11 protein-coding genes are annotated in these 14463 nt (G+C 51.9%); 8 read left to right on the top strand and 3 right to left on the bottom strand.

Features of this window, described 5'->3' with window-relative positions:
• Window positions 1-344: 344 nt before the first annotated feature.
• Both F7P80_RS15185 and F7P80_RS15180 read right to left on the bottom strand, forming a co-directional pair.
• Entirely contained in the window at window positions 345-1484 is a 1140-nt protein-coding gene (locus F7P80_RS15185) for a TFIIB-type zinc ribbon-containing protein (RefSeq protein ID WP_242603953.1), read from the bottom strand.
• A gap of 382 nt (window positions 1485-1866) precedes the next feature.
• Window positions 1867-2976, bottom strand: a complete 1110-nt coding sequence (locus F7P80_RS15180; protein WP_151045858.1) for an SPFH and helix-turn-helix domain-containing protein — start codon at window positions 2974-2976, stop codon at window positions 1867-1869.
• A gap of 350 nt (window positions 2977-3326) precedes the next feature.
• Here F7P80_RS15180 and glyQ point away from each other — a divergent pair, with 350 nt between their 5' ends.
• From glyQ to F7P80_RS15140, 8 genes are all read left to right on the top strand, one after another.
• Window positions 3327-4265: a glycine--tRNA ligase subunit alpha gene (gene glyQ / locus F7P80_RS15175; protein ID WP_151045856.1), complete on the top strand. Its 939-nt coding sequence runs from the start codon at window positions 3327-3329 to the stop codon at window positions 4263-4265.
• Window positions 4266-4651: 386 nt separating this feature from the next.
• Window positions 4652-6766, top strand: a complete 2115-nt coding sequence (glyS, locus tag F7P80_RS15170; protein WP_151045854.1) for a glycine--tRNA ligase subunit beta — start codon at window positions 4652-4654, stop codon at window positions 6764-6766.
• A 49-nt stretch (window positions 6767-6815) separates the two neighbouring features.
• Entirely contained in the window at window positions 6816-8072 is a 1257-nt protein-coding gene (locus F7P80_RS15165; RefSeq protein WP_151045852.1) for a flippase, read from the top strand.
• Between the two features lie 16 nt (window positions 8073-8088).
• Complete coding sequence (gene gmd / locus F7P80_RS15160) at window positions 8089-9210, top strand: GDP-mannose 4,6-dehydratase (RefSeq protein WP_151045850.1); 1122 nt, start codon at window positions 8089-8091, stop codon at window positions 9208-9210.
• A 3-nt stretch (window positions 9211-9213) separates the two neighbouring features.
• Window positions 9214-10176: a GDP-L-fucose synthase gene (fcl, locus tag F7P80_RS15155; protein ID WP_151045848.1), complete on the top strand. Its 963-nt coding sequence runs from the start codon at window positions 9214-9216 to the stop codon at window positions 10174-10176.
• Entirely contained in the window at window positions 10177-10638 is a 462-nt protein-coding gene (locus F7P80_RS15150; RefSeq protein WP_151045846.1) for a GDP-mannose mannosyl hydrolase, read from the top strand.
• Window positions 10635-12080 carry a mannose-1-phosphate guanylyltransferase/mannose-6-phosphate isomerase gene (locus tag F7P80_RS15145; RefSeq protein WP_151045844.1) on the top strand — a complete coding sequence of 482 codons (1446 nt, stop codon included), beginning with the start codon at window positions 10635-10637 and terminating at the stop codon, window positions 12078-12080. The genes F7P80_RS15150 and F7P80_RS15145 overlap by 4 nt, the downstream gene beginning before the upstream one ends.
• Before the next feature lie 27 nt (window positions 12081-12107).
• Complete coding sequence (locus F7P80_RS15140) at window positions 12108-12821, top strand: glycosyltransferase (protein WP_170265399.1); 714 nt, start codon at window positions 12108-12110, stop codon at window positions 12819-12821.
• A 573-nt stretch (window positions 12822-13394) separates the two neighbouring features.
• Here F7P80_RS15140 and F7P80_RS17450 read toward each other — a convergent pair.
• Window positions 13395-14432 carry an EpsG family protein gene (locus tag F7P80_RS17450; protein WP_151045840.1) on the bottom strand — a complete coding sequence of 346 codons (1038 nt, stop codon included), beginning with the start codon at window positions 14430-14432 and terminating at the stop codon, window positions 13395-13397.
• Between the last annotated feature and the right edge of the window lie 31 nt (window positions 14433-14463).

Raw genomic sequence — 14463 nt, 5'->3', positions numbered from 1 at the left:
CGACTGTGTTTGTTCCTGGCAGTGTTGGCTCCCATCCCCACCTTCCCCCAGGGGGGGAAGGAGAACCCGCCCCTCACCCTGACCCTCTCCCGTAAACGGGAGAGGGAAAAAGAATTCCCTCCCCCACTGGGGGAGGGTTAGGGAGGGGGCCAGCCTGACGCCTGATTGAGCGACTGTGTTTGTTCCAGGCAGTGTTGGCCCCCATCCCCGCCTTCCCCCAGGGGGGAAGGAGAACTCCCCTCACCCTGACCCTCTCCCATAAATGGGAGAGGGAATAGCAAAGGCTCAGCGCATGGGGTTTTACTCCCTCTCCCACTTGTGGGAGAGGGCTGGGGTGAGGGTAGCTACTGCTGCATCACTCCCAGCACCACCGCTGCCACGACCAGCGCACACAGCACCGCAAAGAAAATCTTCACCCAGCTATACGGCCGCTCGCCCGCAATCTGGCCGGTGTAGCCGTTGGCAATAATCTGGTAGTGCTTGCGCCCATAGGTGTAGCCCACCACCCACACAGGCACCAGCACATGCTTGAAGGTGCGGCCCGCATACTCGCGCTGCACGCGCAGGTTGCGGTAGGTGTCACCGGGTACCTGGCGCGCGCACATGGCTTGCACCTGGGCATCCATATCCTGCTCATTGTGCTTGGCGGCCTTGTGCAGATCGACCTGGTAGCGCTCTACCGTCCAGCCGCGTACAAACTCGGGCGTATAGGGTTTCAGGTCTGTGGTGGTGGGAAAGGGTTCTACCTCGCGCAGCAGCTTGGGGTGCACGCCCACCGTGCCTGGCACCAGCTCATCATCAAAAAAGTGGCGCAGATGGCCTGCGGCGGGTTGCCAGCGCACATGGCGCACCTGCCGTGTCTGCGTGTTGCCATTGGCATCGCGATAAGTCTCGGTGGTGTAGTAGTAATAACCGGCTTCGGCCCACCACTGGGCGCTGACATGGGCGTCAAACGTCCAGTAGGGCAGGTACACGCCATGCAGCGTATCGGTCAGGGCGGCGTGCTTGAGCTTGTTCGGTGCAAACCAGCGCGAGCCATACCACTGGCGAATGTGGTCGCGGATCTGTCCATCGCTGATTTTGAAGGGCAAGATGCTTTGCGGCGTGATGGCGTCATTGCGCTCCTCATGGGCCACGATGGATGGTGAGCCACAGAAGTCGCAGCGCTGCGCCACGCGCCCGTCCATAAAAACGGAAATGGCGTGGCAGCTCTGGCATTGGGCTTCATAGCGCTGGCTGCCCCAGCCGCGGCCTGTGGCCGGGTTGCGCAGGGCTTCCGCCAGGTCTTGCTCTACTACCTCCTGCCCCAGTTCCTCGCGCACCTCATCGCTCCACGGCACCACCGTGCCGCAGTACGGGCATTTGAGCGACTGGGCCTTGGCATTCCATTCCAGATTTGCGCCGCACTCCGGACAGGGGTGCTTGCGCACCATGGAGGGTTTGGGAGCGTCAGGGGCTGGTTGATAGGCAGCAGAGTCAGTCACAAGCAGTGAAATGGTGAAACAGGCAAGAGGTGGGATTTTTACACCCTCACCCTAACCCTCTCCCGTAAACGGGAGAGGGGAAAAGAATTCCCTCCCCCACTGGGGGAGGGTTAGGGTAGGGGCCAGCCTGATGCCTGATTGAGAGACTGTGTTTGTTCCAGGCGGTGTTGGCCCCCATCCCTGCATTTCCCCAGAGGGGGAAGGAGAACACCCCCTCACCCTAACCCTCTCCCGTAAACGGGAGAGGGAAAAAGAATTCCCTCCCCCACTGGGGGAGGGTTAGGGTGGGGGCCAGCCTGACGCCTGGTTGAGAGACTGTGTTTGTTCCGGGCGGTGTTGGCCCCCATCCCTGCCTTCCCCCAGAGGGGGAAGGAGCCCCCTCTCACCCCCTCAAAAACGCATCCAGCGCCGCCTGCGCAATGCGCCAGTTGGCGCCAATCTTGCGGCCTTTCAGGTTGCCAGCTTCCAGCTCTGCCAGTACATCGGCCACATCCACTCCTAGCAGCTGGGCGGCTTGCTCTGGGGTGTAGACCTGCAGGCCAGCAGCCGGTGCAGGTGCCTGTGCCGCCTGCGCGGCAGCGGGAGAAAACGCATCGTGTGCCACCTGTGCGCCAAAGGCTGGTTGCCCTGCAGCAGGCTGCTGCATCTGCTTCATCATCTCCTGCGCCATGCCAAAGCCCATGGCCATGGTGGCGGGAATGGTGGCAGCAGCTGCACCTTCGCCGCCATTGGCCATGGCCTGGCCCATCTGGTATTTCACATAGTCGTTCAGATTGCCAATGGCGCTCATGCTGGAGCGCTTGTCGATGGCCTGCTCCACCTCGGGCGGCACAGAGACGTTCTCCAGTACAAAGCTGGTCACTTCCAGACCGTACTTGTCCACCATCGCCGGGTTGATGATCTGTACCAGCGCATTACCCAAATCGCCATAGCGCGTGGCCACATCCAGCACGGGCACCTGCGCCTTGGCCAGTGCTTCGGTAAACACGCTCACGATGCGCGAGCGCATGGTGTCGGCAAACTCGTCGATGCGGAAGTTCTGGTCCGTGCCAGCCACTTCCTTCAGGAACTTGGCGGGCTCCACAATGCGGAAGTCATACGTACCAAAAGCGCGGATGCGCACCACGCCAAAGTCCTTGTCGCGCATGAGCACGGGGTTGGATGTGCCCCACTTGTTGCCCGTAAACAGGCGCGTGTTGATGTAGTAGACATCGCACTTGAAGGGCGACTGAAAACCGTACTTCCAGCCGAGGATGGTGGAGAGCACCGGCACGTTCTCTGTGCTGAGCGTGTGCTTGCCGGGGCCAAACAGGTCGGCATACTGGCCTGCGGCCACAAACTGCACCTGCTGCGATTCGCGCACGATCAGCTGTGCGCCGTTCTTGATCTCCTTGTCCTCATCGGGCCAGCGGTAAGACAGGGTGTCGCGCGAGTCATCCGTCCACTCGATGACTTCAATCAGCTGGTTCTTGATGATGTTGAACAGGTTCATGCCAATGTCCTCGCAGGTGGTGGTTCAAAAAGCTGCAAAGCATTGTAGGGTGCTGCGGATTGCAAAAAGATGAGCGACTGGCGCTTGCAATTCAAGTATTTCAGGCCAAAAAGATATTGAAATCAAAGCAAATCAAGCGCTAACAGCTCACTTTTTGAGAGGTAAGTCTGGGTGGGCTTCACTGACACACCAACAGCTACAGAAACTTGGCAGCAACACGCCTAGAATCGTTACCTTATGCGCCCGTGCGCGGCATCAGCCGTGCCTGCAAGTTGCCGGGCCTTTCTGAACACCCATAACGACCGCCTGCGTAGGCCAATGGCCTGTGCGGCACAGACACCGCTAACGTCATGCTGAGCTTCCAACAAATCATTCTGAAACTGCAGTCCTACTGGGCCGAACACGGCTGTGCATTGCTCCAGCCCTATGACATGGAAGTAGGCGCAGGCACATCGCACACCGCCACCTTCCTGCGTGCCATTGGCCCTGAGCCATGGAAGGCCGCCTACGTGCAGCCCAGCCGCCGCCCCAAGGATGGCCGCTATGGCGAGAACCCCAACCGCCTGCAGCACTACTACCAGTTCCAGGTGGTGCTCAAGCCCGCGCCTGACAACATTCTGGAGCTGTACCTGGGCTCGCTGGAAGCGCTGGGCTTTGACCTGAAGAAAAACGACATCCGCTTTGTGGAAGACGACTGGGAAAACCCAACCCTTGGCGCATGGGGCCTGGGCTGGGAGGTGTGGCTTAACGGCATGGAAGTGACCCAGTTCACCTACTTCCAGCAAGTAGCAGGTATCGACTGCAAGCCCGCGACCGGTGAGATCACCTACGGCCTGGAACGCCTGGCCATGTATCTGCAGGGCAAGGAATCGGTGTACGACCTGGTCTATACCGATGGCCTGACCTATGGCGACGTGTTCCACCAGAACGAAGTGGAACAGTCCACCTACAACTTTGAACACTCCAACGCCGACTTCCTGTTCAGCGCCTTTGCCGCGCACGAAGACACCGCCAACAAGCTGATGCAAGCACAGCTTGCTCTGCCTGCGTATGAGCAAGTGCTCAAGGCCGCCCACACCTTTAACCTGCTGGACGCCCGCGGCGCCATCTCGGTGACCGAGCGCGCCGCCTACATCGGCCGCATCCGCAACCTGGCCCGCGCCGTGGGCAAGAGCTATCTGGACAGCCGCGCACGCCTGGGCTTCCCCATGGCCCCCAAGGCCCATGCCGAAGAAGTGCTGGCCGAACTGGCCAAGGCCGCCGAGCAGCAAGCCAAGAAGGCCGCTTGATCCGAAACCTCCCTCCCCCGCTGGGAGAGGGCAGGGCCAGCTAGAGAAAGACACCGCATGCAGTGCTTTGTGACCAAGACAGTGCCGTACATCTACTCCCTCCCCCGCTGGGAGAGGGCAGGGTCAGCTAGATAAAGACACCGCATGCAGTGCTTTATGACCAAGACAGTGCCGCACATCTACTCCCTCCCCCGCTGGGGGAGGGCAGGGGTGGGGGCCAGCCTGTCAGTGGCCGGTACCAGCCATTACCATCTGCCGTATTCACTCCCTCTCCCGCTTGCGGGAGAGGGCCGGGGTGAGGGTGAGGACTCTCCCACCAAAATTTATGCAACAAATTCGCCCCTGACGCCCACCACACAAGCGCCAGCAGCTATCAAAAAATTACCATGAACGCACAAAACCTCCTCGTTGAACTGTTTGTTGAAGAACTGCCCCCCAAGGCCCTGAAAAAACTCGGCGATGCCTTTGCGGGCGTGCTGTTTGACCAGCTCAAGGCCCAGGGCCTGCTGGCATCCAGCGAATCACGTGTGACGGCCTACGCCTCGCCCCGCCGCCTGGCGGCACACATCACCGAAGTGCTGCCCCAGGCCGAAGACAAGGCCGTATCGCAAAAGCTGATGCCTGTGTCCGTAGGCCTGGATGCGGAAGGCAAGCCCACTCCCGCACTGCTCAAAAAGCTGGCTGCACTGGGTGCCGACGAATCTGCCGTTGCAGGCCTGACCCGCCAGGGTGAAGGCAAGGCCGAAGCGCTGTACTACGCATCCACCGTCAAGGGGGTGGTGCTGGCCGATGGCGTGCAAAAGGCACTGGACGAAGCCATTGCCAAGCTGCCTATCCCCAAGGTCATGCGCTACCAGTTGCAGGATGGCTGGACCAGCGTGCACTTTGTGCGCCCCGCCCACGGTCTGGTCGTCATGCATGGCACCCAGGTGCTGATCGGCGTGAAGGCACTGGGCCTGACTGCAGGCAACACCACCCATGGCCACCGCTTTGAAGCCAAGGCAGAGCCCGTAGTGATCCAGAGCGCAGACAGCTATGCCGAACAGCTGCGTGAAGAAGGCGCAGTGATTGCCAGCTTTGCCGAGCGCCGTGCTGACATCGCGCGCCAGCTGCAGGCAGCGGCTGAACGCATTGGCGGCGGCGTGCGCCCCATTGAAGACGAAGCCCTGCTGGATGAAGTCACCGCCCTGGTCGAGCGCCCTAATGTGCTGGTCTGCGAATTTGAAAAAGAATTCCTGGCTGTGCCGCAGGAGTGCCTGATTCTGACCATGAAGGCCAACCAGAAGTACTTCCCCCTGCTGGACGCCAACGGCAAGCTGACCCACCAGTTCCTCATCGTCAGCAATATCAGCCCCGCAGACCCATCGGCCGTGATCGGCGGTAACGAGCGCGTGGTGCGCCCCCGTCTGGCTGATGCCAAGTTCTTCTTTGACCAGGACCGCAAAAAGACGCTGGAAAGCCGTGTGGAAGGTCTGGGCAAGGTGGTCTACCACAACAAGCTGGGCACGCAAGGCGAGCGTGTAGAGCGCGTGCGCGCCATTGCCAAGGCCATTGCACAGCAACTGGGCGATGCACAGCTGGTGGCACAGGCTGATCTGGCCGCCAAGCTGGCCAAGACCGACCTGGTGACCGACATGGTCGGTGAGTTCCCCGAGCTGCAAGGCATCATGGGCCGCTACTACGCGCTGAATGACGGTCTGGATGAAGCTGTTGCAGACGCTATTGAAGACCACTACAAGCCCCGCTTTGCCGGTGACGAACTGCCCCGTGGCGATGCAGGCGTGGCGGTGGCGCTGGCCGACAAGCTGGAAACGCTGGTCGGTATGTTCGGCATTGGCAACCTGCCCACGGGCGACCGAGACCCCTTCGCCCTGCGCCGCCATGCGCTGGGTGTGATCCGCATGCTGGTCGAAAAGAACCTGCCGCTGGAACTGCACGCCCTGCTCCAAAGCGCTGTGCCAGCCTTTGGCGACAAGATCACTGACGCCACGGCCCAGCTGGAAGACTTCTTCTTTGACCGCCTGTCCGTCAGCCTGCGCGAGCAAGGCTATACCGCTCAGGAAGTGGAAGCCGTGCTGGCTCTGCGCCCACAGCGCCTGTCGGATGTGCAAAAGCGTCTGGAAGCCGTGCGCGCCTTTGCCGCCCTGCCAGAAGCGCAAGCGCTGGCTGCTGCGAATAAGCGTGTAAGCAATATCCTGAAAAAGGCCGAAGGCGATATTCAGGCACAGGTCAATGAAGCGCTGCTGGTGGAGCAGGCAGAAAAAGATTTGTATGCCGCGCTGCAATCTGTGGCCCCCAAGGCGCAGCAGCAATTTGAATCAGGCGACTACAAGGCCAGCCTGCAAACTTTGGCAGCATTGCGTACACCTGTGGATGCTTTCTTTGAGCATGTGATGGTGAATGCCGAAGATGCGGCTTTGAAGGCCAACCGCCTGGGCTTGCTGGCTACGCTGCATGCTGCGATGAATCGGGTGGCAGATTTGGCGAAGTTGGTTGCCTAAAGATTCACAGGTCAGCTATTTATTTAAGTTGACCTGTGAATATTGCAAGATGAAAAAAACAGATAGTTTAAAGTCAAGCGTCATTGCATTGGCTGTTGTTCAGGCAAGTAATTACATTTTGCCTTTGGTTTCCGTGCCTTATTTGGCAAGAATTTTAGGGGTGGAAAATTTTGGAAAGGTGATTTTTGCGCAAGCATTTATGATGTATTTTATATTGCTTGTTGAATATGGGTTTTCTTGGAGTGGTACTCGTAAAGTTGCTGCTAGTCGAAATGATCGAAGGCAACTTGGGAAAATTTTTATCAATGTCTTCTGCTCACAATGGCTTCTTGTTATTTTTAGTGCTTTTGCCTGCAGCGGCTTGGTTTTTTTGTTTGACAACTTAAGAGTAGATGCGCATTTTTATGCGCTGGCTTTTTTGTCAGTTTTTGGGAGTGCTTTGTTCCCTTTGTGGTTCCTTCAGGGAATTGAAAAAATGCGTATGGCGGCATTTTTTCAATTTTTTGGGAAATTTTTTGGATTGATTTTATTGTTTTTGGTGGTAAAAAATAGTTCAGATGTAGAGTGGGCTATATTTTCAAGTTCTATATCTACTGTATTGGTTGGAATTTTTTCTTTGATTTTTATTTTTAGAGGGGATTTTTTTTATTTTTGTAAACCTAGTCTTTATGGTGTTGTGAAGGAGTTGAAAGAAGGTTGGGTATTATTTACATCACGCGTCTATATTAGTTCATACGCAATATTGATGCCTTTGGTATTGGGTTGGATGATGGGGCCAGTTGCTCTTGCTTGCTACAACGTGGCAGACAAGCTTCGATCAGGTGCACAAAGTTTAATTAATCCTATCACACAGGCATTTTTTCCGAGAATAAGTTTTCTCATGGAGAATAACAAAGATGCAATTCTTCCGTTATTGAGAAAGAGTGCGATAGGTATTTTTTTTGTGTCACTGGTAGCAAGCTTTTTGTTGTACTTTTTTGCGGAAGATTTGATAAAAATTATTGCTGGCTCTGGATATGAGCAGGCTGTTGTTGTATTGCAATGGATGTCGCCTATTCCTTTTTTTGTGGGGGTGTCTAACTTGCTAGGTGTTCAAATAATGATACCATTGGGCATGGGTCGTGAATTTAATCGATCATTTATGTTTGCTGCACTGTTATGCTTGGCGATGATGTGGCCAATGATAGATATTGCCGCTGAAAAAGGGGCTGCTATCACACTCTTGATAACTGAATTTTTTGGTTGTGCGTTAATATCTTTCTATTTGTGGCGAAGATTTCATGGGAAGATTTTATCTGGGGAATAGTTTTTGAAAGGTTGTTGTGGCTCAAAAAATTGCGTTAATTACAGGTGTTACTGGCCAAGACGGCTCTTACCTGGCTGAGTTTCTGCTGGAAAAAGGCTATGAGGTTCACGGTATCAAACGCCGTGCTTCTTTGTTCAATACCCAGCGTGTGGATCATATTTACCAAGATCCGCATATTGAAAATAAAAACTTTATTCTGCACTATGGTGATTTGACGGATTCTTCGAACCTCACACGCATCCTGCAAGAGGTGCAGCCTGATGAGGTCTACAACCTGGGCGCTCAGTCGCATGTGGCCGTGAGTTTTGAGTCGCCCGAATACACCGCAGACGTAGATGCAATGGGAACATTGCGTTTGCTGGAAGCGATTCGCCTGCTTGGGCTGGAAAAGAAAACCCGCTTTTACCAGGCCAGCACCAGTGAACTGTTTGGCTTGGTACAGGAAGTACCGCAAAAAGAAACCACGCCCTTCTACCCACGCTCACCCTACGCAGTAGCCAAGCTGTATGCCTACTGGATTACGGTGAATTACCGTGAAAGCTATGGCATGTTTGCCTGCAATGGCACCTTGTTTAACCACGAAAGCCCCCGCCGTGGTGAAACCTTTGTCACCCGCAAGATCACCCGCGGCCTAGCGAATATTGCGCAGGGGCTGGATACCTGCTTGTACATGGGCAATATTGATGCTCTGCGTGACTGGGGCCATGCCAAAGACTATGTACGCATGATGTGGTTGATGCTGCAGCAAGACCAGCCGCAAGACTTTGTGATTGCCACCGGCGTCCAGCACAGCGTGCGCACCTTTATTGAATGGTCTGCCGCAGAGCTGGGCATCAAGCTACGCTTTGAAGGTAAAGGCATTGATGAAGTGGGCATTGTGGAATCGGTGTCGGGAGACAAAGCCCCTGCCGTCAAGCCAGGCGATGTACTGGTTCGTATTGACCCACGTTACTTCCGCCCTGCTGAAGTGGAAACCCTGCTGGGCGACCCAGCCAAGGCCAAGCGCGAACTGGGCTGGGTGCCACAGATTACGGTACAGGAAATGTGCGCTGAGATGGTGCGTGAGGACCTGAAAGTTGCCAAGCGCCATGCCTTGCTGAAGGCACACGGCTATGAAGTACCGGTGAGCATGGAGTAAGCCATGAAAAAACGTGTGTTTGTGGCCGGGCATAACGGCATGGTGGGCTCTGCACTGGTACGAGCGCTGCAGCGCGATGGCAATGTGGAACCGGTGACCCGCAACCGTGCAGAGCTGGATTTGACCAATCAGGCTGCAGTGCAGCGCTTTCTGGCGGAAGAGCGTGTGGATCAGGTGTATCTGGCTGCTGCCAAGGTTGGTGGCATTCATGCCAACAACACCTACCCTGCAGAGTTTTTGTATGAAAACTTGATGATTCAGGCCAACGTCATCCATGCAGCCCACATGGCTGGTGTGCAGCAGTTGCTGTTTCTGGGGTCATCATGCATTTACCCCAAGCTGGCGCCGCAGCCTATGCGTGAAGATGCCTTGCTCACAGGCACGCTGGAGCCCACCAATGAGCCCTATGCCATTGCCAAGATTGCAGGCATCAAGCTGTGCGAAAGCTACAACCGTCAGTATGGGCGCGATTACCGCAGCGTCATGCCCACCAATTTGTACGGCCCCGGTGACAACTTTCACCCAGAAAACAGCCACGTTATTCCTGCCATGATGCGCCGTTTTCATGAAGCCAAGCTGGCGAATGCCAGCGAAGTTGTGGTTTGGGGCAGTGGTAAACCCATGCGAGAGTTTTTGCATGTGGATGACATGGCCGCAGCCTGCATGCATGTGGTGAATCTGGCACCTGAGGTTTACCAGGCACATACCCAGCCCATGCTTTCACATATCAATGTCGGAACCGGCACGGATTGCAGCATCGCCGAACTGGCACAGACCATGAAAAAAGTAGTGGGTTTTGCTGGAGCGCTGAAGTTTGACAGCAGTAAGCCGGATGGCACACCCCGTAAGCTCATGGACGTGTCACGCCTGAAGGCGCTAGGCTGGCAATACAGCATTACGCTGGAAGATGGCCTGCGCAGCACCTACGAGTGGTTTTTGCAGCACCAAGATAAGGCACGCATGTAAATGCTTTTGCCGGTCCATGAGTTTGCGCAAGTCATAGACAGAACACCTTTGGTGTCCCTAGATCTTCTGGTGGAAAACGGCCAAGGCGAGTTTCTGCTGGGGTTGCGCACCAACCGCCCAGCCCAAGGTTTCTGGTTTGTGCCGGGTGGCAGAGTGCGCAAAGGTGAAACCTTGGCACAGGCATTTGAACGTCTGACGCTGGCTGAGCTGGGGCAAGCGTTCAGCTTGCAGGATGCAGCGCATCAAGGCCTGTTCGAGCACTTTTACAGCGACAATGTGTTCGCTGATGACCCCGCTTACGCGCATATCAGCACGCACTATGTGGTCAATGCCTTCAAGCTCGAGATAGGCTTAGACGACGTACTTCCGCTAAGCCAGCACAGTGCCTGGCGCTGGTGCACACCTGAGCAACTGCTGCATGATCCGCAAGTACACGAACATACAAAATGGTATTTCCAATGATTCCCGTCATCATGGCCGGAGGCTCTGGTACACGTCTCTGGCCCTTGTCACGCACCGCCTATCCCAAGCAGTTTTTGGCATTGCATGGTCAGCACACCTTGCTGCAGGAAACTCTGGCCAGGCTGAACGGGCTGGAGGTTACACGCCCCATCGTGATCTGCAACGAAGAGCACCGCTTTCTGGTGGCTGAACAACTACGCCAGCAGGCACAGAGCGCAGACATCTTGCTGGAACCCGTAGGGCGCAACACAGCTCCTGCCATTGCACTTGCAGCCTTGCACGCCATGCAAAACACTCAAGCAGAACAACCACCAGTTCTGCTGGTGTTGGCTGCAGATCATGTCATTCAGGATGGGGCTGCTTTCCAGCAGGCCGTGCGTACTTTGCGGCCACAAGTCGAAGCTGGTGGATTTGGTACTTTGGGCATTGTGCCCACAGCGCCTGCGACCGGTTATGGCTATATCCGCATGGCGCATGAAATACAAAGCGGCATTCGTCAGGTGCAGGAGTTCGTAGAAAAACCCTCTGCTGCGACAGCACAACAGTATCTGGATAGCGGCAATTATTTATGGAACAGTGGCATTTTCATGCTGCGCGCCGATCGCTATCTGGAAGCACTCAAGCAGTACCAGCCTGAAATGCTGCAAGCCTGCGAAAAGGCAATGGCGGCAACTAAAGCTGATCAGGATTTTGTTCGTATTGATGCACAGGCCTTTGCTGCCTGCCCTGATAACTCCATTGACTACGCATTGATGGAACCCCTTTGTAGCCAGACTGATAACCCTGTAGTAGTGACACCGCTGGATGCAGGCTGGAGCGATGTAGGTAGCTGGACTACGCTGTGGGAAATCAGTGAAAAAGATAATAACGGCAACGTTATCAACACAGGCGAAAAAATATCTGACAACGATGTCATTTTGCAAGATAGCCAAAATTGTTTGGTATCAGCCCATAGCAAGCTAGTGACGGTATTGGGTGTAGAAAATCTGGTTATCGTAGATACTGACGATGCCCTGCTCGTTGCCGAAAAGTCACGTGTACAGGATATTAAAAATATCGTTGCCAAGCTGAAAAAATCAGGTCGGAAAGAGCATGAAAATCATCGACTCGTCTATCGTCCATGGGGCAAATATGACTCCATTGATAGCGGTCATCGTTATCAGGTCAAACGTATTACAGTAAAACCTGGCGCTAAACTTTCTCTGCAAATGCACCACCATCGTGCAGAGCATTGGGTTGTTGTATCTGGCACCGCCAAAGTAACAAATGGCGAGAAGACTTTTTTGGTAACAGAAAATCAATCTACTTATATCCCGATTGGGCAGGTGCATTGCCTGGAGAACCCCGGTGTGATTCCTTTGGAGATGATTGAGGTACAGTCTGGGACGTATTTGGGTGAGGATGATATTGTGAGGCTCAAAGACCAATATGGACGAGTTTGATGTCCTATAAGATATAAGAGGTTGATTTTGAAGTTAAGTGTTATTACCGCAACATATAATGCTGTTGAGCATTTGCCAAAACTCATTGAGAGTTTGCGTAATCAAGAAGACAAAGATTTTGAATGGGTTGTCGCAGATGGGGCATCTACGGATGGTACTTTGGAGTTGCTGCAATCCATTACTGATTTGAATATAAAAATATCAAGTCAAGAAGATTTTGGTATTTATGATGCTTTGAATCGAGCTATTAAGATTTCGAGTGGTGAGTTTTATTTGGTTGTAGGGGCGGATGATTTTCTGTATCCAAATGCTATTAAGAATTATAAATCGGAAATTAGCGGAAATTTTGATATTGTAACGGCTTCTATAAAATGTGGGAGCAAAATTTATTTTGCTGGATGTCGAGGAAGAAGCTGGTTTTCAGGAATGGCGGAATATGTATCATCACATGCTGTTGGTGCTATTTATAGAAGAAGCTTGCACGATAAATTTGGTTTTTATTCAAGAAAATTTCCAATAGCTGCAGATCAGTTGTTTACATTAAAAGCAATTCGCGGAGGTGCCAATGTTAAAATAATTAAAAAGGAAGTTGGTTTTTTTAATGATTCTGGTGTTAGTAGTGTTGATGTTTTAGGTACTCTTACTGAGTTATATAGGATTCAGCTAGTTTTAGGGCAAAATAAGTGTGTTCAAACATTATTATTTATTCTAAGATTGCTTAAAAATTATAAAAAATTATAGAATCCAGAACTTGGGTCTGTTGAAATTTGCAAAGTGCTTGCTTCCGATTGGGCACAATTGAAGCGTGGGTAATCTCCCCTTAAACCATCGCTCTGAGAAGTAGAGCTATGTTGCCATGGCAAGCCGCTGTTTTGGGGGGGGGGCAACGTTGATTCACTCACACCCGTTTGCAACGACACCTGCTGCAAGGAGGCACTCTCGGGAGGCCGCAACTTCGCCACCACGCTATCTTTGAAGGCTTGTCCGTATCTCGCCACTTGTTCCTCTGTTCGTTTCGCCCCTGTTCATTCGATTTCTATCGAGGCGACAACTATTCTGACTCAGGGGGGGGCCAGAAAGGATCGAAAGCATCACGCAAAAAATACGTCTAGCGGCATAAATGAGGCGACAACTATCTTGACATGTACCGCACTCTCGGGAGGCAGTAACTTTGCCACCACGTTGTCTTTGAATGCTTGTCCGTATCTCGCCACTTGTTCCTCTGTTCGTTTCGCCCCTGTTCATTCGACTTCTATCGAAGCGACAACTATTCTGACTCAGGGGGATACAGGGGATTACCGTTTTAAATTTGATTTACGAAAAAGCGCCGTTTAACTGCCAAAAAAAGTGAAAAGGATTAAATGGACTATATCCAGTGTTATCCAAATAAAAGTGCCTAAATTTAATAATGAAAAATATTAAAGATAAAATTAAAAATAAAAATTTTTGTAAATTTTTACTTGTTGAATCAGGGTAGCAATATATTATTAATATAATTTGTGTCCATACGACAATTTGCATTAGTCTGAGGCCTGCGTAACTATATAAAGATAAATAATAAAAACAAAATAAAAATAAAGAAGATGTAAAAATCTGAGGCCAAGAGAAAAATAATGATTTTCTGAGGAATATTATAGAATGAGACGATAGAATTAATCCGATTAAAACTAGTGATAGTCCAGATATAGAATTTGGTGACTCATATTCTGAGTATAGATTGAATTTTTCAAGTAAATGATTTGATGATAATCCTAAAAATATTGTGGATATAAAGGCGATTGCAAAAAATCCTCTGAAGTTTAATTTTTTAGTCAATATTATTATAAGTATTAATATGCTGCTAATGTGAAAACCAATAGACAGTATAAAAAATATTGTGAACTTTAAAAAACTTCTTTGAATAAAAAAGTCGATCGCTATTTTTATCAGGCAAAAAGATATTCCGTATCTAATGCCATTCATAGCGCTGTCAAAAAAAAATAATGGGAAAATTAAAGTGCAAGAAATGAGTCTATTGGTGAAATTTTTTGAAAATGCTTTGTAGTATAAAAAGCAATAAAATGCAGTTAAAGCTAATAGCGTTGAATGGGGGGTTGGTGAAAGAAAGCCTAATAGCTTTGCGGTTATGTAGAAAATGGGCTCAATATTGATCGATTCTAGTCTTAGGTCATATTCTATTATTTTTGAAATAATAGAGTTGTATGCGTGCGTGTCTGTTCCTACGTATCCTCTGAGTGTTGAAATAAAAAATGCTGGGAATAAGCAGAAAAAGAATATTAGTTTTGATTTTTTTCTCCCTTGGAAGAAGATGTAAAGTAAAGAGGATAAATATGAAACTATATAGGGTAACATTTTAATTGCAGTGTTTAATTTATTTTGCTGA

Source organism: Comamonas kerstersii, assembly GCF_008801935.1.
GTDB classification, from domain to species: domain Bacteria; phylum Pseudomonadota; class Gammaproteobacteria; order Burkholderiales; family Burkholderiaceae_C; genus Comamonas; species Comamonas kerstersii.
The sequence above is the reverse complement of the archived record's forward strand: the minus strand, read 5'-3'. Positions and strand labels throughout refer to the sequence as shown.

Excerpts from the sequence above, each read along its gene's own strand:
- F7P80_RS15180 (WP_151045858.1), bottom strand. The coding sequence starts at position 2,976 with ATGAACCTGTTCAACATCATCAAGAACCAGCTGATTGAAGTCATCGAG.
- glyQ (WP_151045856.1), top strand. The coding sequence starts at position 3,327 with ATGCTGAGCTTCCAACAAATCATTCTGAAACTGCAGTCCTACTGGGCC.
- glyS (WP_151045854.1), top strand. The coding sequence starts at position 4,652 with ATGAACGCACAAAACCTCCTCGTTGAACTGTTTGTTGAAGAACTGCCC.
- F7P80_RS15165 (WP_151045852.1), top strand. The coding sequence starts at position 6,816 with ATGAAAAAAACAGATAGTTTAAAGTCAAGCGTCATTGCATTGGCTGTT.
- fcl (WP_151045848.1), top strand. The coding sequence starts at position 9,214 with ATGAAAAAACGTGTGTTTGTGGCCGGGCATAACGGCATGGTGGGCTCT.
- F7P80_RS15150 (WP_151045846.1), top strand. The coding sequence starts at position 10,177 with ATGCTTTTGCCGGTCCATGAGTTTGCGCAAGTCATAGACAGAACACCT.
- F7P80_RS15145 (WP_151045844.1), top strand. The coding sequence starts at position 10,635 with ATGATTCCCGTCATCATGGCCGGAGGCTCTGGTACACGTCTCTGGCCC.
- F7P80_RS17450 (WP_151045840.1), bottom strand. The coding sequence starts at position 14,432 with ATGTTACCCTATATAGTTTCATATTTATCCTCTTTACTTTACATCTTC.